This is a genomic window from Parachryseolinea silvisoli, assembly GCF_021190955.1.
Lineage (GTDB): Bacteria > Bacteroidota > Bacteroidia > Cytophagales > Cyclobacteriaceae > Ohtaekwangia > Ohtaekwangia silvisoli.
This window is the reverse complement of sequence record NZ_JAIOAO010000005.1, coordinates 186,080-206,659: the sequence shown is the minus strand read 5'-3', so window position 1 is coordinate 206,659 and position 20,580 is coordinate 186,080. Positions and strand designations below refer to the sequence as shown.

The following is a 20,580-nucleotide window of genomic DNA, read 5'->3' as shown; positions in this document are numbered from 1 at the left end:
GTCAACGGTTTTAGAAAGCACCATGAGTCAATTTAAACGTCATACCATCACGGCCGCATTGCCGTATGCAAACGGTCCCCTTCACATCGGTCACATTGCCGGCGCCTATCTGCCGGCGGACACCTACGTGCGCTTCCTGCGCCTGCGGGGCGAAGATGTGGTCTTTATCTGTGGTTCTGACGAGCACGGCGTAGCCATTACCCTCGGCGCCAAGAAAGAGGGGGTGTCGCCGCGTGTCTTCGTCGACAAGTATCATCACATGATGAAGAAAGCGTTTGAGGATTTTGGTATCGGCTTTGACATATATTCCCGCACCTCCAACCCGGTGCACTACGAAACCGCCCAGGAGTTCTTCAAAAAAATCTACGACCAGAACCTCTTCATCGAAGAGACGTCAGACCAATACTACGACGAGCAGGAAGGCATCTTTCTGGCAGACCGTTATATCATCGGCACGTGTCCCAACTGCGGCAACCCGAATGCCTACGGCGATCAGTGCGAGAAATGCGGTACGAGCCTCAGTCCACGCCAATTGATCAACCCGCGCTCCACGGTGTCGGGTAATACGCCGGTGCTGCGGCCGACGCGGCACTGGTACTTCCCGCTCGATAAGTTTGAAAACTGGCTGCGCGAGTGGCTCATCGAAGGCCATAAAGACTGGAAGACCAATGTGTACGGCCAGTGCAAGTCGTGGCTCGACCAGGGGTTGCAGCCGCGGTCGATTACACGCGACCTCGATTGGGGTATTCCGGTGCCACTGCCGGATGCAGAAGGCAAAGTGTTGTATGTGTGGTTCGATGCGCCCATTGGTTACATCTCGGCTACCAAAGAGTTGAAGCCCAACGATTGGGAAAAATACTGGAAGGATCCGGAAACACGGTTGATCCACTTTATAGGGAAAGACAATATCGTATTTCACTGTATCATCTTTCCCTCGATGCTCAAGGCTGCGGGCGACTTTATTCTGCCCGACAACGTACCGGCTAATGAGTTTCTGAACCTGGAGGGGGACAAGCTGTCTACATCGCGTAACCATGCGGTGTGGCTGCACGAATATTTGCACGATTTCCCGGGCCGTCGCGACGAGCTGCGGTATGTACTCACGTCGATTTCGCCCGAAGCGAAGGACGCAGACTTCACCTGGAAGGATTACCAACAAAAGGTCGACAGCGAGATGGTGTCCATTTTGGGTAATTTCGTAAACCGCGTGATGGTGCTGACAGGTAAATACTTTGATGGTAAAGTACCCGCCGAGCAAGAGCTGCCGGGTACCGACGATCGCCGTAAAAAAATACTGACCCTGTACCAACAAGCACATAACGATCTGAACCAGGCTGTAAAAGAAATGACGGCCTGTTTGAAAAACTTCCGCTTCCGCGAGGCGCAGTTCCAGATGATGAACCTCGCGCGGATCGGCAATAAATTCCTGGCTGATACAGAGCCCTGGAAGTTGGCGAAAGAGGATATGGAGGCCGTTGCAGCCATCCTGAACTATTCATTGACGATTGTCGGCAACATTGGTTTGGCATGCGAGCCATTCCTGCCAGATGGCGCTGCGTCGATTCGTCGCCAGCTCAACAGCGATTTGTTTGAAGTCGCGCGCAAGCAATTCTGGCAAAAGGAAGAGTTGGTACATGTTGTGGCGCAAGGCGCTGCCCTGGGCACGCCGGAATTGATGTATAAGAAGGTGGAGGATGCCGACATTGAAAAGCAAATGGAGCGCCTGCGCAAGACGCCGCTCACTGCTGTACCCGAAGCAGCCCATGCCGTGGCAGCCACGAAGGCCCTCAAGCCCGAAATTGCCTTTGACGATTTTTCGAAGCTCGACATTCGTATAGGCGAAGTGGTGGCTGCGGAGAAAATGGAGAAGTCTGACAAACTGCTTAAGCTGACTGTAGACGATGGCCTCGGTCGTCGTACTATCCTCAGCGGCATCGCCAAACACTATAGCGCCGACGAGATGGTCGGCAGGCAAGTGACCTTCATTGCCAACCTTGCCCCGCGTAAAATGATGGGCATCGAGTCGCAGGGCATGATCCTGATGGCAGAAGACAATGACGGCAAGCTGCGCTTGATACGCCCTACCGAGGATGTGGCGCCAGGCTCCACTGTGAGCTAGGGCTCTTATTCTTTTTCTTCCCAGGTAATATCGCCCTGGCGGCGTGCATGCACCTTCATGGTCACGACAACGTCATCGGCACCCGCCGCCAGGCAGGCCTCCTGTGCGCGCCTGGCTACATCCATCAGCACGTCGTACGGCCCTTGCATGACGGTCTCCATCGCGCCCACGCGATGGTCTACGCCGGACTGTGCAATGACCTCCAGCGCCGTGTCGATAATGGGATAGGGGTGACCACCGCCGATGGGGACGATCTGTATAGCTACGTGTACCTGGTGTTTCATGGGGAAGCGTTAATTGTTGAATTGACTCATGGTTTTGGCCGCGCCGATCAGGCAGAATGAAAGAACCATATCATTCGCCTTTTTCATCACCTCGGGTAACTGTGCCATTTCTTCCGCGGCAAAGTTGCTGAGTACAAAGTCTACCTGCTGCCCTTTGCCAAAGTCATTGCCGATACCAAACCGCAGACGGGAATAGTCCTGACCATTTAATACCAGCTCGATGTTCTTGAGGCCGTTGTGTCCTGCCGCGCTGCCTTGCGTACGCATGCGCAGACTACCAAACGGCAGCGCAAGATCATCGACAATGACCAGCAGGTTTTCTTTCGGGATCTTCAGCTCTTGCAGCCAATACGCAATGGCCTTGCCGCTCAGGTTCATGAATGTGTTAGGCTTGATGAGGTGTATCGTCTTGCCTTTGTGTCTGAACTCGGCTTTCTCGGCCAGACGGCCCACGGTGAAATTAGTCTGGTGCGCGTCGGCGAGTTGGTCGAGCACCAGAAAACCAATATTGTGGCGTGTCAGCTCATATTCTGGCCCGGGGTTGCCGAGGCCGGCGATGAGGTATTTCATATCGTGTAATCAATATCGTTTACAATTCCCCGATAAACAAAAATCCCCCCGACAGCGTCGGAGGGATTTTGTATAAATGGTTGGAAGTGAATTACTTCTTGCCTTCTTCTTTCTTAGGAGCCTCTTTCTTAGGAGCTTCAGCTTTCTTTGCATCGGCGGCGCCAGCAGCAGGAGCGGCAGCAGCTTCGTCAGCGGCCAATTTAGCAGCGCGCGGTACTTCTACAGCAGCAATAGTAGCCTGGTGCGGATCGAGGAACTCGAGACCTTCAATGTTCATGTCACCAATTTTCACAGCGTGGTGGAAATCCAGACCGGATACTTCTACGTCGATGTGATCGGGCATATCTTTCGGGAAGCCGTATACTTTCAGGGAAGCACGCTTGCGAACCAAAGTACCACCTTTTGCTACGCCGGGAGCCTGGCCAACCAGACGAACCGGAATGCTCATTTTGATCTTACGATCTTCAGAAACACGCAGGAAGTCAGCGTGCAGGATCACTTCGCTTACCGGGTGGAATTGAACCTCCTGGAGGATAGCCTGACATTCTTCGCCTTCAATGTTCACGTGTACAAACTTCGCTTCCTGTGTGTACACAAGGTCACGGAACAGGATCATCGGTGAATGAAAGTGAACCTGGTTGTCACCTCCGTACAGTACACACGGCACGTTACCCTCGTCGCGTAGACGCTGAGAGTCCGTCTTGCCGAGATTTGCTCTTCGATACCCTATAATCTCAACAGTTTTCATAATAGTTATATAGTTTAATTAAAAATTCGTTTTTATAGTTTGATAAAGAGGGAGCTGATCGACTCGTTATCGTGGATCTTGCGGATCGCCTTGGCAAACAGGGTCGACACCGACAATACTTTGATCTTCTTGCTGTCTTGCTTCAGCGGGATGGTATCGGTCACCACCAACTCTTCGAGCAACGAGTTATCGATGTTTTGGTATGCGTTGCCGGACAATACGCCGTGTGTACATACTGCGCGTACTGAGCTGGCGCCTTTTTCTTTTAGCAGTGTAGCGGCCTTGCAGATGGTACCGGCAGTGTCTACCAGGTCGTCTACGAGGATCACGTCTTTGCCTTCCACTTCACCGATGAGGCGCATGGAATCTACCTTGTTAGCCTCTTTCCGGTGTTTATCGCAGACGGCCAGGTCGGCATCAAAGAACTTGGCGAAGCTACGGGCACGTTTAATACCTCCTACGTCGGGTGATGCGAACATGATGTTCGGCAAGTTCAGCGACTTGAGGTAAGGCACGAAGATATAGGAGCCATCCAGGTGATCTACGGGAATGTCAAAGAATCCCTGGATTTGGTCGGCGTGCAAATCGCATGTCATGATGCGGGTGGCGCCGGCGGCAGAGATCAGGTTTGCAATTAGCTTGGCGGCAATGGCAACCCGGGGTTTATCCTTCCGGTCCTGGCGTGCGTAGCCAAAGTAGGGGATCACCACGTTTACGCTGGAAGCGCTTGCGCGTTTGGCTGCGTCGACCATCAGGAGAAGCTCCATGAGGTTGTCCGACGGGGGAAAGGTAGATTGGATCAGGAAGACTTCATGTCCGCGTACCGACTCGGTAATGAACGGGGACATTTCACCATCGCTAAACTGCTGGTAGTTGACTTCACCCAGGCGTTCGCCATAGGCGCTGGCGATTTTCTCTGCCAGGTAGGTTGTGGCTCTTCCACTGAAAATTTTGACTGCCATGGGCTATGCCATTTTTCGTTAACCGTTCCACCTTCAGGTTGCCACAAGAAAATTGGCAACACTTATACTTAAATAAAGAATCCCGCTTGAGCGGGATCCTTTATTTATCGTTGTCCGACCAGGGCTCGAACCTGGACTTTCCTGAATCAAAATCAGGCGTGTTGCCAGTTACACCATCGGACAATCCTTGCTAAAAACCGCTTTCACGGCCTCAGCCCCTTGAATTTGGGATTGCAAAGGTAGAATTATTTTTGAAAAATGTAACTCCTGGGTAAAAAAATTAGAGATCATTTTCCTGATTCGCGGCGGTCGTACCTTCAATAAAACCTTCTGCCCAGAAACGGTATTTATCCAGGATGGAAATGACGGCGTTTCGTAGGTGGCGGCTGTTGTTAAAGTCGATGCTTCCATACATGGTTGTAGCATAGCCCTGCCAGATGGAGCGGTTCTGCCGACGGTCGTAAAACTGGATCAGCAGAGTACCGGTATTGAGGGTGAACTTTTGTGGATTATAGTCGATATTATCGTTCTGCGATTTCACCCACTCTTCGATGTCGGGTTGATTATACCCGTTGAAGCGCAGGCTGTCGTTGAACATTTTGAAACCGATAATGAGATGGGGCTTGCTGGAAGATTGCCGATAGCCCAGGAATTTCATTCGGGCTACAATCGACTTCTCAATGACCTCGTTCATCATTGTCGAGTCAGCCGGACCAGCGGGTTTCATAATGTCAAACGTGCGATAGCGTTTGAAATTACCTTTGTAACTGTAATCGTACTCTACGGGAAGTTCTTTGTATCCCAGACAGGATGAAAGAAACAGCACCAACAGTAGCGGAGCGAAATTTTTCTTCATAAAGCCATCCATTATTCGTGACGTTGAATATAAGGCTAAACAAGCGTCAGAACAACAGATGGCTTTAACCTTTTAGGTTCACTATCGGTTATTTTTTTCCACCCACGCACGGGCGTTGGTAAATGCCTCGATCCATGGAGATATTTGGTCCGCTTTGCGTTCCGCCGGGTAATGCGCCCAATTCCACGGGAACAGCGAACGCTCCAGGTGGGGCATGATAGCCAGGTGACGTCCGTCGGCCGAGCTGAGGGCGGCCACTGCGTTGTCAGAACCATTGGGGTTGCCCGGATACTCGGCGTACGAGTAAGCAGCGGCAACATGGTAGGATGAACGGTCGCCGGGTAATATAAAGCGTCCTTCACCGTGTGCTACCCAGATGCCCAACCGGTGGCCAGCAAACGATTTCAGCATCACGGAATTGTTCTCGGGAATGGTGACGTTCACAAACGTCGACTCAAATCGACCAGAGGCATTGTGGTGCATTTTGGGGTGTTCTGCGCCGAGCGAAGGGTATAGCAAGCCCAGTTCCATCACCAGCTGGCAGCCGTTGCAGACGCCCAGGCTGAGCGTGTCGGGCCGCGCAAAGTAGTTATCGAGTACTTGTTTGGCCTTCGGGTTATACAGGAAGGCGCCGGCCCAGCCTTTGGCAGAGCCCAGTACGTCAGAGTTGGAGAAGCCGCCGATAAAGGCGATCATGTTTACGTCCGTCAGGTCTTCGCGGCCCGAGATGAGGTCGGTCATGTGAATGTCCTTCACATCAAATCCCGCGAGGTAAAGCGCATAGGCCATTTCGCGGTCGCCGTTGCCACCTTTCTCGCGCATGATCGCGGCTTTCAGGCCGGTGGGCTTACGGCGTTTCGGATCAATGCCATACGTTTTATACAAGCCATCGAACTGCCCGGGGAAAGTATAATGCAGCGGTTGATCTTTATAGCGGGTGAAGCGCTGCTCAGCAAAATTAGCGGGGCGTTGTTTACTGTCGAGCAGGTACGAAGTCTTAAACCAGGTGTCGCGCAGAGCGTCTACCGGCAGCTCCAGCGTTGTGGCGCCGTGTGTCAGTTTCACGGTGCGCTCGTGTGTGATCTGACCCAATACGGTGTACCGAATGTTCAGCTTGTCGAGCGCGGCCGTTGCCTGAACGTTATTTGCCACTTGCACCACTATACCGGGGTTTTCTGCAAACAGTGTTTTAACCAGGTCGTCGCCGGTGTTCAGGGTAAGCGCAAGGCCTGTCTGCGGTACAGGAAAGCACATTTCCAGGACGGCGGTAATCAAACCACCTTCGGAAATATCGTGTCCGGCGAGGATGAGGCCTTGTGCGATCAGTTGTTGCACGGCTTCGAAGGCGCGGGCGAAGTAGGCGTCGTCACCGACAGTAGGGGCTTCGCTGCCCAGCAGGTTCAACACCTGTGCCAGGCTGCTGCCACCGAGGGCGCGCGCGCTGGACGAGAAGTCGATATGAAGGAGTGACGTACCCGCCAATGGCTGCAGGGCAGGCGTGACGGTGCGTGTAACGTCGGATACCTCGGCCGTGGCAGAGATGATCACGGTGCCTGGTGAATATACTACATCTCCATTCGGATATTTTTGTGTCATCGACAGGGAGTCTTTGCCTGTCGGGATGTTGATGCCGAGGTTGATGGCAAACGCGCTGACAGCTTCTACAGCCTGGTAGAGACGTGCATTTTCGCCAGCTTGTTTCGCTGGCCACATCCAGTTGGCGCTGAGGGATACACCCTTCAGACCATGGGTGAGCGGTGCCCACACAATGTTCGTCAATGATTCGGCAATGGCCAATTTACTGCCCGCAGCAGCGTCCACCAGGGCGGCGCCCGGGGCATGGCCGATGGCCGTGGCAATACCCTTGTTGTTTTGATAGTCGAGGGCCATAACGCCAAGGTTGTTCAGCGGCAGCTGAATCGGGCCGCACGTTTGTTGCGTCGCCACCTTGCCGGTCACGGAGCGGTCTACCTTGTTTGTCAACCAATCCTTGCAGGCAACGGCTTCCAGTTGCAGTACCTGGTCCAGGTATTCGCGTACACGGGTCACGTCGTATTGCACCGGCGCATATTGCGTCGTTTGTGTTTCGTCGCGGAGGATCGTTTTCGGCGATGAGCCCAGCAGATGCTTCACGGCAAAGTCGATCGGCTTCTGTGTCTGACCATTCTTCTCGAAGTGCAGGCGGTTGTCGCCCGTAGCTTCTCCGATAACATACATGGGCGAGCGCTCGCGCTCAGCGATGCGTTGCAGCAGGTCGATGTCGGCGGCCTTCATGGCGAGGCCCATACGTTCCTGCGATTCGTTGCTAATGATCTCCTTGTCGGAAAGAGTCGGGTCGCCGATCGGCAACTTGTCGATATGGATGGTACCACCGGTTTCTTCCAGCAGCTCGGACAAGCAGTTGAAGTGGCCCCCCGCGCCGTGATCGTGAATAGATACCACAGGGTTGATATTCGACTCCACCATGGCGCGGATGGCATTCATCACACGCTTTTGCATCTCAGGGTTTGAGCGCTGAATGGCGTTGAGCTCGATAGCGTTGCCATACTCGCCGGTAGCCACCGACGAAACGGCGCTCCCCCCCATGCCGATGCGGTAGTTGTCGCCACCCAACAGCACAATCTTATCACCAGGGGCAAGGTGCTCTTTCTGGCTATCTTGCTCTTTGCCAAAGCCGACACCGCCGGCGAGCATAATCACTTTGTCGAAGCCGAATTTTTTGTTGCCCTCAAAGTGCTCGAACGTCAACACGCTGCCGACGATAAGAGGCTGACCGAACTTGTTACCGAAGTCGGAAGCACCGTCAGATGCTTTGATGAGAATCTCCTCAGGTGTTTGGTATAACCAGGGACGAGCTTCGAATTTTTTCTCCCATGACCGGCCATTTTCCAGGCGGGGGTAGGAGGTTATATAGACGGCGGTACCCGCCAGCGGCAGGGCACCTTTACCGCCCGCGAGACGGTCGCGGATCTCTCCGCCCGCTCCTGTAGCAGCACCGTTGAACGGCTCGACAGTAGTGGGGAAGTTGTGTGTCTCGGCCTTCAGCGAGATAACAGACTTGATATCTTCTACAGCAAAGAAGTCGGCCACATCGTGACGTACGGGCGCGAACTGTTCAATAGTAGGGCCCTGGATAAAGGCTACGTTGTCTTTGTACGCCGATACAATGTAGTTCGGATGGGCTTTCGATGTCTTTTTGATAAGTTGGAAAAGCGTCGAAGTCTTTTCCTGACCATCAATGATAAAGGTACCGTTGAAGATCTTGTGACGGCAGTGTTCGGAGTTCACTTGCGAAAATCCGAAGACCTCGCTGTCGGTCAACGGGCGTCCAAGCTCGCGGCTGACGCCTTCCAGATATTCAATTTCTTCCGGGCTCAGGGCCAGGCCTTCGCGTTGGCTATACTCCCGGATGTCGCGTACTTCCTGGACGGCTTCCGGTGTATGGTGAATGGTAAACAGGTCCTGGTCGAGGCGTGTGTAGAGCACCTGCAGCATACGGTCGTAGGCCGGTGTGACTTCGGTTACGACCTTGAACTCTTCAATCCGCAGAATGCCGGCAATGCCCATGGTTTGGGTGATCTCCACGGCGTTGGTGCTCCAGGGAGTGATCATTTCCTTGCGAGGGCCCAGGAAACGTCCTTCCAGAACTTGTTCCGTCAGGGGTTCGGCACCGCCAAAAAGCCAAGTAAGTTTCTGAACATCAGTTTTTTGCAAAGGCTGTGCCGTGCCCACCGCGTAACGCGTGTCGGCCTTCGTACGGAAGAATAAGATCATTGCGGATGTTTGAGATTTTGAGCCGCAAAATTACAGAACCCTGTCTTCCGGAGCAAGCTAAATCCCCATCCTGTTGGGGTCGTAAGACGAGGATGATAATCCGGCTTACTCCCTACTAAAGCCCTATCAAAGCCGTACCAAAGCCGTACCAAAGCCCTACTTATTTTAATTGCTCTCAAAGCCGTCGTTCGCCCGACTACGGGTTGGAAGCTGAATTACGTAATTGCAATTTTTTATCACTGTTGACATACTCCTGTCAGTACCCCTGTTTTCCTTTGCGTCATTCTTAAACCCTTTATAATCATACGCTCATGAAAGCACCGCTAGTAATTAAAAATACGATCTCCATTCAGGCATCTCCTTCAGAAGTCTGGGATGCGCTGGTCAACCCTGTCAAAACGAAACAGTATATGTTTGGTTGTGAGACTGTTTCAGACTGGAAAGTAGGAAGTCAACTGTTGTGGACGGGTGTGTTTGATGGCAAGGAGCTGGTTGCCGTCAAGGGCGAGATTCTGGAAATACAGCCCGGTAAACGCCTGGTATACACCACCATCGATCCAAATTCCACTATCGACGACGTTTCCGAGAACTACCTGCGCGTAACCTACGACCTGAAGCCTGATAACGGGTACACCGTGTTGCACGTCGAGCAAGGTGACTATGCCATCGTGGCGGAAGGCGAGCGCCGCTACCAGGAAGCGTTCAATGGCGGCGAAGGCTGGAACCCGATCCTGATGGAGATCAAGAAGTTGGTCGAGACCCGATAGGCGGCTGTTGCACCAGGGACAGGCTGCGAGCAATGAGCCCGGAATGGCCCGCGTCAAGCGTGGCGAGATAATGGCGTCGTATCAGCCGTAAAAAGCGGGGCATGCCCTCGGCGCGTATCACCGGGTCGTGCTTACCCACGATCATCACCACGCCGACGTGGTGGGCGTTTAACCCAGCTGCCAGCGCACGAAGCGAAAACGTAAGCCTGCGAAACACGACCCACGCGGCATACACACGGCCGCGGCGTTCTTCTGTACTCATGTGGTAGCTGGCAAATTTGACCAGGTTGGCAGGCACCAGCCGCATCGACCGTAGCGCTAGCGTGGCGGACAGAAAACGGCCGTGGTGGGCGATCATACTATGAAAGAGTCGGCGGGCAGGGGCGGTGCCAGTGGCCAGAGAATACCATGTGTTGCCGGTAATGCCGTCGGGGGCAACGAGAAACACCGTCGTCGTGCGTTCCGGAAAGGCTTCGGCTGTGGCCAGCGCAAAGCGAGCCCCGATGCTGTAGCCTGCGACGGCAAAATGCTCCAGGGGATGTTGGGTAAAGAACAACTCCAAAATGGCGCGCCAATCGGCTTTTTGAATGGGTGTGTCGGGTGAAGGCCAGGTGCTTTGACCGTGATAATACAAATCTATTACATAAAGTGTGTGGGTATTGGCGAGCGCGGTAGCCCAGGTATCGAAGGCGCGGTGGTCCTGGCCGAAACCGTGGAATAACAGCATGTTTTCCGGGCCGTGCCCGAGCCGGGTGTAGAAAAGAGCAGAACCTTTGTAGGGAATGAACATGGTGACCGGCCAGGGTGTTAAGAGGCAAAGATAGAAGAAGTCGGTGGCTGCAAACATTGTTTTCCGCCCCAAAAACGCTGTTAGACACCTAAATGGCAACCTCCGACCACAGATATACGCTGTCTGCCCCAGGCTTTATTTCTATTTTTATAAAATAATTACTATTGATGCCGCGTCTCTCCCAGTAAGAAATCCAAATTAGGGAAGCGCGATGGACCTGGCGATGGAACAAGTAAAAGAACAGACCTTTCTCAAGGAAAAGGACCGGCTATTGAGTTTTATCCGGAATCGGGTTTCTTCCCTGGAGGAAGCCGAGGATATTCTGCAGGACGTGTTCTACCAGTTTGTGGCAGGCTATGAGACTATCGAGTCGATCGACCGTGTCACCTCCTGGCTGTTTTCGGTTGCCCGGAACAAGATCATAGACCGCTACCGGCGCGACGCGGCCCGACCGAAACGTGCCGACCTCCGGGGCCAGGCTGGCGTCGAGGAGGATGCGCCCCTTACGTTACAGGAAATCCTGCCCGATCTGGGTAACACCCCTGAAGATTCGTACCTGCGTGAAGCCCTCTGGGAGGCCATCATGGACGCCCTCGACGAGTTACCTCGCGAGCAGCGGGAGATATTTATTCAAAACGAGATCGAAGAGCAAAGCTTTCGTGAGATAGCCGAGCGAACCGGTGTCTCTATCAACACGTTGCTATCACGCAAACGCTATGCGATCTTAGCGCTGCGAAAAAAACTGCAGCGATTGTATGACGATATATAAGGGATTGACGCTATGAACAAGGGAGCTTATTTTTTGAAATGTGCAGTGGGCATGCTACTACTGGTATTGGTAGTAGGGTGGGTGGTACAGACACTTTGGAACTGGCTGGTGCCGGTGCTTTTCCACGGGCCGTTTATTACCTACGCCCAGGCCCTGGGCATGCTGGTGCTCAGCAAGATTTTGTTTTCCGGCATTGGCGCCGGTAAACGCTGCGCCGATAATTGCAAGACCACAAACGATGCACCGTATTGGAAGCAGCGTTTCCAGGAGAAGTTTTCGAGCATGAAGCCGGAAGACCGCGAAGCCTTTAAACAAAAAATGAAGGAGAAGCTGTGCCGCTGGGAACAGAATCCGGCGGAGGGTGAACGGACCCGTTCAAACGATTAGACAGGCATTCCCGGAATTTTTCAGGAAAAGATTTAGAGACAAGGGAACTGTCCCGCCGGCTTTTTGTTTATGTATGAAAACCAAGGAAACCCCGAATGATTTAAAAGTTTCCTACCTTTACATCCGTTACGGGGACGTACCTGGCTAAAATCTTTAGAGAAGTTGATTTGCAGGGGAGGGGTGCCGGCTCGGACGTAAGTCCGGGCCGGTTTTGTTTAAAGGCTTTCCGTTGAAAAAATGCCGTGTTATGGCTCAAAAGATGTTCAAACAGACGAATAAACAAAGAAAAATGCCCTGGTCAGGGCAATAATCCGGCATCCATACCGACTCAAAGGGTATGAACGGGCGCCCCGGACGACATAATAGGCGCTTCATCCGGAATTCATGAAAAAATATCCCGAAAACTTAAACCTAGTGACCTTTCGGGCGTTCAAGGAAACAATGGAAACTTTTTTTAGTAATAACGTTTCCATAGTTTTGTCGCATGGAAGAATCTGAACAACGGGAAAAACTGCTAAAAGGGGCCACGGAGCTTTTTATGCGCTATGGCCTGCGGAGCGTCTCCATGGACGACATTGCCCGGCAGTTGGGGGTATCGAAAAAGACGATCTACCAATATTTCACCGATAAGGATGACATGGTGGCCACCGTCGTGAAGTCGCACATGGAGCGAGAGCAGGAGCAGTTCGAGGAGATTACCCGTGTATCGAAAGATGCTGTGGACGAGATGGTCCGGTTGTCATACCGTTTAAAAGAGAGCATGCGCGATACAAATCCGACAGTGCTGTACGACATGCAGAAGTACCACCCGCGTGCGTGGGGCGAGTGGCTGTCCTTTAAGAATAAAGTAATTCGCGAAAGCATTGTCCGCAACCTCAGGGCCGGCATGGCCGACGGATACTTCCGCGCCGACATGCACCTGGACATCATCGCTAACATGCGATTGGAGACCGTGCAGATGGGCTTCGACCAGAATATTTTTCCCCGCGACAAGTATAGCCTACCCGATGTACAGGTGCAGCTCTTCGAGCACTTTGTGCAAGGAGTATTGACCGATAAAGGCCGGGCGCTATACCAGCAATACAAAGAAAAAACCGTAGAACTATCAAACCCTTAATAACCGCTATGAAACGCTTGTATCAAACATTACTACTCACTCTAGTCATACCGTTGTGCGTGCGTGCGCAAACCGACACGTCGGCGATACGCTCGCTGGACGACTGCATACGGTATGCGTTGGAGAACACCGTGGAGGTCCGGAACGCACGGATCGACGCCCAGATCTCCGAAGCGAGAGTAAAGGAAACGGTAGGCTTGGGTTTACCTCAGGTAGACGGAACCGTACAGCTCACACACAACCCGAAGCTGCCGCGTTTCTATTCACAGTACGTCGAGGGCCAGCCTGGCATTGTCGATCTCAGTACCGTTCCTGGTATTGAAAGTGGGGACGTGGTAGCGTTTCAGAACGTGTTTCAATTGCCGAGCTCTGGCGATGCGGGTATCAAGATCAATCAATTGTTATTCAGCAGCTCGTACCTGGTGGGCCTGAAGGCTGCCAGCACCTACAAGGAGCTAGCCTATAAAACCGAAGAGCAGACACAGATCGACGTGATCGAGAAGGTCACAAAAGCATACTATGCCGTGCTGGTCAACAACGAACGGATTGCGCTGTTCGACAACAATATCGGCAGGGTAGATTCATTGCTGCGTTCCACCAGCGCCTTAAACAAAAACGGTTTTTCCGAAGAGATAGACGTGGACCGCGTTCAAGTACAGCTGAATAATCTCAAGACCGAGCGCCTGAAGTTCGTCAACTCACAGGCCCTGGGCCTGTTGCTGCTGAAGTTCCAGATGAATTACCCGATGGATCAACCTTTACAAATATCGGGTACATTACAGACACTGACGGTAGATGATGCCCTGTTCAACGAATACCAGCAGGGCTGGGATCATAAGAATCGCATTGAATACAAGGTACTGGACACGCAGCGTCGCCTGCAGGAGCTGGATATCAAAAACAAATACTCCACGTCCCTACCCACATTGTCGGCGTTTGCCAACCTGGGGTATTCGACACAGTCGCCTACTATCGGTGGATTGTTTAAGACTGAATCCGGCATCCCGTCAACCGATGAATTTGGTCCGGACAAATGGTACCCGTATTCCATGATAGGTCTTACGTTGAATATTCCCCTCTTCAGCGGGCTGCAGCGCAACTACCAGCTGCAACAGTCCAGGCTTTCGCTAATCAAAATCCAGAACAACTATAACTCGCTGAAGCAAAGTATCGACCTGAGCATTCAGCAAAATACAACGCTGTATAAGAATGCGGTGGAGACGCTCAAGTCGCAGCAGGAAAATATGACCCTAGCCAGCAAGGTAGCCCGGGTAACCAAGATCAAGTATGAGCAAGGCGTGGGGTCGAGCATCGAAGTGACCGACGCTGAAAGCGCCTTGCGCGAGGCACAGGTAAATTACTATAATGCCTTGTACGACGCGATTGTGTCGAAAGTAGATCTGGATAAAGCGTACGCTAAAATCAACCCGGCTAATTATAGCCCTTCCACCACCAATCAAAAGTAAGAACCAATCCTTATGAAAAATATCCGTACTATGAAACCGAATGTATATACTTCTATTGGAGCCCTGACGCTGGTGGCCTTGCTGGTGGCGTGTGGTGGTGGCAACGAAGTCGATAAAAAGAAAGACGAGTTGGCAGAAAAGAAAAAAGAGCAAGCTGCTTTGACTGCGGAGATCAAGAAACTCGAAGTTGAGCTGGCCAAGCTGAGCCCTGACTCGACGAAGCTGAAGGCCAAAGAGATTGAGGTAAAGGAAGTTTCGCCGCGCGCGTTCGACCACTATGTGCAAACACAGGGTTCGGTTGATGCCGAAGACAACATCCTGGTCAGCGCCAGGTCGGCAGGGGTGGTTACCCAGGTATATGTGAAGGAAGGACAGCAGGTATCGAAAGGACAGGTGCTGGCGCAGATCGACAATTCCGTTATCCAACGTGACATTGATGCGCAACGCTCGCAACTCGCTCTCGCGACCACGGTATACGAGCGTCAGAAGAACCTGTGGGATCAGAAGATCGGCACAGAAGTGCAATACCTGCAAGCCAAGACCAACAAGGAAAGCCTCGAGCGTCAGATTGCCGCAATGCAGGAACAGCAAGACATGGCCCGCATCAAGTCGCCCATCAGTGGTACTATTGATGAGGTGGCCGTAAAGGTCGGCGAGAACATTGCCCCGGGCATGCCGGCTGTTCGCGTTGTCAATACCGGCGATCTCAAAGTGAAGGCTAACGTATCGGAAGTGTTTGTTACCCGTGTGAAGAAAGGCAACCGTGTACGCGTCGTACTGCCGGATCTCGAGAACAAAGAGATCGAAGCGACACTAACCTTTGTCGGTAAAAATATCGACCCGCTGTCGCGTACCTTCCCGGTAGAAGTAAAGCTGAAGTCGCAGGCCGATCTTCGTCCGAACATGACCGCCGTGATCAAGGTTATCTATCACAGCGAAGCTTCTACACTGGTGATCCCCGCCAACATAATCCAGTCTATCAATAATGAGAAGGTAGTATATATTGCCGAGTCCAATGGAAAAGATACTGTAGCACGCCGCAAGGTGGTAAAAGTATCCGGCGTATTCGACAACCTCGCCCAGATTGAAGGCTTGAAGAGCGGCGATAAAATTATCACGACGGGCTACCAGGGTCTCAACGACGGCGAGGTAGTAAAACTTTAATCTTGAACACCTTTCTCAACCTGAAGCAGATATGCAAGATTTAGAAAAAGAATTTAAACCCACGAGTTGGTCGATCGACAACAAGGTGAGCATTTATATTGCCACCGTGTTCATCTGCCTTGGCGGGATTGTAACATATTTATTCCTTCCTAAAGAGCAATTTCCGGAAGTGGTATTTCCGCAGATCTATGTGGCAACGGTACACCCGGGCGCACCGTCGGATATCGAAAACCTCGTCACCAAGCAGCTGGAGAAGCAGATGAAATCCATCTCTGGGGTGAAGAAGATGACCAGCAACTCGTTACAGAACTTTTCCAACATCATCGTCGAATTTGAGACGGATGTATCACTGGATAAAGCTAAACAGGATGTAAAAGACGCGGTTGACCGCGCCGAAAGGGATCTTCCGAATCTGGAGGATGATCCGGAGGTGATCGACATCGACATTTCCGAGGTGCCGATCATGAACGTGAATATTGCAGGCGACTTCGACCTGGAGACGCTACGCGAATATGCCGAAGATATGCAGGACCGGATCGAATCGGTAGGCCAGATTCGCCGGGTTGACATCATTGGTGCGCCGGAGCGTGAGATCCAGATCAACGTCGATATGTATAGATTGGCTTTGGCCGGTGTCACGTTCGACGACATCAGAAATGCAATCGCAGGCGAAAACGTGATCCTGGCGGGTGGGGAATTGTCGATGGACGGTGTCAAGCGTTCCCTGACGGTGAACGGCGAGTACGCGTCAGCCGACGGGATTGCCAACACGGTTATCACCTCGATCCGGGGTGGTCAGATTTATCTTAAAGATATAGCCGAAGTAGTTGATACGAATAAGGAGCAGGAGAGCTTTGCCCGGTTGGCGGGTAAGAATGTAATCACGCTCAACGTGATCAAGCGTGGTGGTGAGAACCTTATCGCGGCTTCCGATCAGATTACCGAGATTGTAAAAGACTTCGAGACAAACATTCTGCCTCCCGGCACGGACGTGACCATCACTGCCGACCAATCGGAGACTACGCGGATGACACTGCACGATTTGATCAACACCATCATCATTGGGTTTGTACTGGTAACGCTCATTTTGATGTTCTTCATGGGCGTCACCAACGCCATCTTCGTGGGCTTGTCCGTGCCGATCTCGAGCTTTATCGCCTTCCTGGTCATGCCGACCCTGGGCTTTACACTCAATATGATGACGCTCTTCTCGTTCCTGCTAGCGCTCGGTATTGTGGTGGACGACGCCATTGTGGTGATTGAAAACACACACCGTATTTTTGATAACGGAAAAGTACCAATCAAGAAGGCCGCCAAGATCGCTGCCGGCGAAGTGTTCCTGCCTGTGTTTACAGGTACCATGGTGGTACTTGCGCCGTTCGTGCCACTCATGTTCTGGCCCGGCGTCATCGGCAGCTTTATGTTTTACCTGCCTGTTACGCTCATCATTGCCCTGGTAGCATCACTGCTGGTGGCCTATATCATGAACCCGGTGTTTGCCGTCGACTTTATGGGCGAGCACGAGCACGACCACAGCGGCTCGAAGTTCACCCGTGGTTTCAAGATCACTTCGATCGTCATGGGCGCGATTGCACTTGTATCGTACATCACAGGTATTATCGGCCTGGGTAACTTCACGGTTTTTATGTACCTGGTGTATTGCCTGTACCACTTCCTGCTGGTGCGCGTCATCAGCTCATTCCAAACCAACGCATGGCCGGGAGTACAATCGTGGTACAAGGCCCGCATCACGTGGCTCCTACACGGCAAGCGCCCCTGGTGGGTCGTTGGATTTGTGATCTTCTTGTTCTTCTTCTCGTTCTGGTTTACCGGAGTACGCAACCCGCCCGTGGTATTTTTCCCGAAAGGCGACCCGAACTTTATATACGCCTACGTGCGCATGCCCATCGGTACACACCAGGTAGTGACAGACTCTGTTACCCGCGTCGTTGAAGAGCGTATTACCAAAGTGGTAGCGGCAGATACAGCACTCGTGAAATCCATTATCTCTAACGTAGCCGTAGGCGCCGCCGAAGATCCTTTTGCAAACGGCAGCGCCGCCGTACCGCACCTGGGCAAGGTAACCGTTGCTTTCGTGGAATTTGCCAAACGCGACAGCCGTAGCACGCGCGATTATCTGCAGAAAATCCGCGACGCGGTAAAAGGTATAAAAGGAGCGGAGATTTCGGTCGATCAGGAGTCTGGCGGACCGCCTACCGGTAAGCCTGTCAACATCGAGTTTTCGGCCGATGACTTCGACGCGCTGATCGAGACATCTACGAAAGCCAAGCGTTACCTGGAGGAGTTACAAATTCCCGGTGTCGAAGAACTGAAGTCAGACTTTCAGGCAGACAAGCCTGAGATTACGATAAAGATCGACCGCGAGAAGGCCAACCGCGAGGGGATTTCCAGCGCTGTTATCGGCCAGGCCTTGTATACAGCGATTCACGGTTTAGAGGTTTCCAAATTTCGCGACGAGAACGACGACTACCCCATTGAGCTGCGTGTGCGCCGCAGTCAGCGCAACGATGTGAATGCGCTCATGAACCTGCCCATTACCTTTCGCGACATGGCGCGCGGTGGCGTGGTGCGTGAGATTCCGCTGTCGGCAGTTGCCACGGCTGAATACACTAACAGCTATGCCGGTATTAAGCGCATCGATCAGAAACGTGTTATATCAATTTCGTCCAACGTGCTTAGCGGCTACAACGCCAACGAGATTGTGGCGCAGATCCAGACAGCACTGGCCGATTTTCCCAAGGCCGATGGTGTGGAAATCCGCATGACTGGCGAGCAGGAGGACCAGGCTGAGACAGGTACCTTCCTGGTAATTGCCTTGTGTGTAGCATTGGGCTTGATCTTCATGATCCTTGTGCTTCAATTCAACTCGGCAGGCAAACCGCTGATCATTATGTCGGAGATCTTCCTCAGTATCATCGGTGTATTGCTCGGCTTCTCCATTTTCCGAATGGAAATCTCCATTGTTATGACGGGGGTAGGTGTTCTTGCGCTGGCCGGTATCGTGGTGCGTAACGGTATCCTCCTCGTAGAGTTTACCGACCTGCTCATTGCACAAGGTATGGAAACGAAGGCTGCGGTCATCGAAGCTGCCCAGACCCGTATGACGCCTGTGTTGCTGACGGCCATGGCCGCTACACTCGGTCTGATTCCGCTGGCGGTTGGTTTTAACATCGACTTCGTAACGATGTTTACCGAGCTCAATCCCCACATTTTCTTTGGTGGTGATAACGTAGCGTTCTGGGGCCCGCTGTCATGGACGATGATCTTCGGTCTTATTTTCGGTACATTCCTGACACTGATCTTTGTGCCTGTGCTCTATCTGCTCACCGCACCCAAGAAAGTGCATGTAGCCGATGCGCATCACAAACACGCGCACGAAGAAGGCCACGGCACCGAACCGCTGCCGACCATATAAGCGCAACCGAATAAACTAATTTTACGCAAAAGTCGTCTTACATAACGTGGGACGACTTTTGCATTTATGAAGCAACTGAGGCAACGGATTATGACGCTGGTATTATTCTTCACGCTTTTCCTTCTGATCGACTATTACGTCTTTCAGGCGGTGATAACGGTAAGCCGTGACTGGACACCGTTCTGGAAAAACGGTATTCGCTATGGATTCTGGGTGCCGACAGTATTGGCTGGCGTCGCATTGGTGTGGTGGCTGTTCGCAGACCCCTATAAATACAGCGCTACGGTGCGCACGCTCATCTTCACGACACTGGCCGGCGCGTACCTCTCCAAGCTCTTTGCCGTACTGGTGTTGTTCATCGACGACCTTCAACGCGGCGTGCGCTGGGCGATAGCGTATTTTCAAAAAAGTGATCAGCCAAGCGCCGCACCGGGCGAAGGCATTACACGTTCGGAGTTCCTGGCCAAAACGGCCCTGGTTGCCGGCACGTTGCCCTTTGTCGGCATGGCGTATGGCATTATTTCGGGTGCACATGACTACCGCGTCAAGCGCACAACGGTGTACCTGCCCAACCTGCCTAAAGCTTTTGACGGCATTAAGATCGGGCAAGTATCAGACATCCATTCGGGGAGCTTTTTCAACAAAACGGCTGTGCAAGGTGGTGTTGACATGATGCTTGGTGAAAAACCGGATGTCATCTTTTTCACAGGTGATCTGGTCAACAACGAATCCTCAGAAGTAAAGGACTACATCCATATTTTCGACAAGCTCAAAGCACCACTAGGCGTATACTCCGTTACCGGCAACCATGACTATGGCGATTACAAAGCATGGGCGTCAGCGAAAGACAAACAACAGAACTTTCAGCACCTGATCGAAGCACACCGGCTCATGGGCTTCGACTTGCTTATGAATGAACACCGATTCATCGAGGTGGACGGCGAGCGTATCGCCGTGCTGGGTATCGAGAACTGGGGCGCCGGCCGCTTTACACGCTATGGCAAGTTGGACAAAGCCTATCACGGCACCGAAGATGCCGCCGTGAAGTTGCTGCTATCGCACGACCCCAGCCACTGGGATGCGCAAGTGCGGCCGTTGTATCCGGATATCAACGTGGCCTTCGCCGGCCACACGCACGGCTTCCAGATGGGCGTAGAGATTGGCAACATTCGCTGGAGCCCTTCGCAGTATATCTATAAGCAGTGGGGTGGGTTATACCAGGAAGGGTCGCAGTACTTGTATGTAAACCGCGGCTTTGGCTACCTGGGTTATCCAGGCCGTATCGGCATGCCGCCGGAACTCACGATCGTGGAATTGAAGCGCGCATAAACCAAAGAAAGTAGTACCTTCCCCGCGTACATGGATTTGTAA

General features: G+C 52.5%; 16 protein-coding genes and 1 tRNA gene. 9 read left to right on the top strand and 8 right to left on the bottom strand.

The window, feature by feature from the left end; translation table 11 throughout:
* The first annotated feature begins 22 nt into the window (after positions 1-22).
* Entirely contained in the window at positions 23-2,119 is a 2,097-nt protein-coding gene (gene metG / locus K7P01_RS26080) for a methionine--tRNA ligase (RefSeq protein WP_267297536.1), read from the top strand.
* A 5-nt stretch (positions 2,120-2,124) separates the two neighbouring features.
* On the opposite strand, the gene K7P01_RS26075 is transcribed toward metG, so the two are convergent.
* The 7 genes from K7P01_RS26075 to purL all read right to left on the bottom strand — a co-directional run bounded on the left by K7P01_RS26075 (position 2,125) and on the right by purL (position 9,313).
* A complete protein-coding gene (locus K7P01_RS26075; protein WP_267297535.1) occupies positions 2,125-2,403 on the bottom strand; it encodes a thiamine-binding protein in 279 nt (92 codons plus the stop codon).
* A gap of 9 nt (positions 2,404-2,412) precedes the next feature.
* Positions 2,413-2,973, bottom strand: coding sequence for an aminoacyl-tRNA hydrolase (gene pth / locus K7P01_RS26070; RefSeq protein WP_267297534.1), 561 nt, complete (start codon positions 2,971-2,973; stop codon positions 2,413-2,415).
* Between the two features lie 91 nt (positions 2,974-3,064).
* Complete coding sequence (locus tag K7P01_RS26065) at positions 3,065-3,721, bottom strand: 50S ribosomal protein L25/general stress protein Ctc (protein ID WP_254087177.1); 657 nt, start codon at positions 3,719-3,721, stop codon at positions 3,065-3,067.
* A gap of 32 nt (positions 3,722-3,753) precedes the next feature.
* Positions 3,754-4,683: a ribose-phosphate pyrophosphokinase gene (locus K7P01_RS26060; protein WP_267297533.1), complete on the bottom strand. Its 930-nt coding sequence runs from the start codon at positions 4,681-4,683 to the stop codon at positions 3,754-3,756.
* 110 nt (positions 4,684-4,793) lie between these two features.
* Positions 4,794-4,866: transfer RNA gene (locus tag K7P01_RS26055), tRNA-Gln, on the bottom strand.
* A gap of 97 nt (positions 4,867-4,963) precedes the next feature.
* Positions 4,964-5,539: a DUF4136 domain-containing protein gene (locus tag K7P01_RS26050; protein ID WP_267297532.1), complete on the bottom strand. Its 576-nt coding sequence runs from the start codon at positions 5,537-5,539 to the stop codon at positions 4,964-4,966.
* An 81-nt stretch (positions 5,540-5,620) separates the two neighbouring features.
* A complete protein-coding gene (purL, locus tag K7P01_RS26045; protein ID WP_267297531.1) occupies positions 5,621-9,313 on the bottom strand; it encodes a phosphoribosylformylglycinamidine synthase in 3,693 nt (1,230 codons plus the stop codon).
* Between the two features lie 311 nt (positions 9,314-9,624).
* Here purL and K7P01_RS26040 point away from each other — a divergent pair, with 311 nt between their 5' ends.
* On the top strand, positions 9,625-10,080 hold the full coding sequence (locus K7P01_RS26040) for an SRPBCC domain-containing protein (protein ID WP_267297530.1): 456 nt from the start codon (positions 9,625-9,627) through the stop codon (positions 10,078-10,080).
* Here K7P01_RS26040 and K7P01_RS26035 read toward each other — a convergent pair.
* Entirely contained in the window at positions 10,055-10,927 is an 873-nt protein-coding gene (locus K7P01_RS26035; RefSeq protein WP_267297529.1) for an alpha/beta fold hydrolase, read from the bottom strand. The genes K7P01_RS26040 and K7P01_RS26035 overlap by 26 nt on opposite strands.
* Before the next feature lie 154 nt (positions 10,928-11,081).
* Here K7P01_RS26035 and K7P01_RS26030 point away from each other — a divergent pair, with 154 nt between their 5' ends.
* From K7P01_RS26030 to K7P01_RS26000, 7 genes are all read left to right on the top strand, one after another.
* A complete protein-coding gene (locus tag K7P01_RS26030; protein ID WP_267297528.1) occupies positions 11,082-11,639 on the top strand; it encodes an RNA polymerase sigma factor in 558 nt (185 codons plus the stop codon).
* Between the two features lie 51 nt (positions 11,640-11,690).
* The gene (locus K7P01_RS26025) at positions 11,691-12,026 is read left to right on the top strand and encodes a hypothetical protein (RefSeq protein ID WP_267297527.1); all 336 of its coding nucleotides are present in this window, start codon (positions 11,691-11,693) and stop codon (positions 12,024-12,026) included.
* Between the two features lie 484 nt (positions 12,027-12,510).
* A complete protein-coding gene (locus K7P01_RS26020) occupies positions 12,511-13,143 on the top strand; it encodes a TetR/AcrR family transcriptional regulator (RefSeq protein WP_267297526.1) in 633 nt (210 codons plus the stop codon).
* An 8-nt stretch (positions 13,144-13,151) separates the two neighbouring features.
* Complete coding sequence (locus K7P01_RS26015) at positions 13,152-14,609, top strand: TolC family protein (protein WP_267297525.1); 1,458 nt, start codon at positions 13,152-13,154, stop codon at positions 14,607-14,609.
* Positions 14,610-14,639: 30 nt separating this feature from the next.
* Positions 14,640-15,773, top strand: a complete 1,134-nt coding sequence (locus tag K7P01_RS26010) for an efflux RND transporter periplasmic adaptor subunit (RefSeq protein WP_267297524.1) — start codon at positions 14,640-14,642, stop codon at positions 15,771-15,773.
* Positions 15,774-15,804: 31 nt separating this feature from the next.
* A complete protein-coding gene (locus tag K7P01_RS26005) occupies positions 15,805-19,209 on the top strand; it encodes an efflux RND transporter permease subunit (protein ID WP_267297523.1) in 3,405 nt (1,134 codons plus the stop codon).
* Between the two features lie 66 nt (positions 19,210-19,275).
* Entirely contained in the window at positions 19,276-20,538 is a 1,263-nt protein-coding gene (locus K7P01_RS26000) for a metallophosphoesterase (protein WP_267297522.1), read from the top strand.
* Positions 20,539-20,580: the final 42 nt, after the last annotated feature.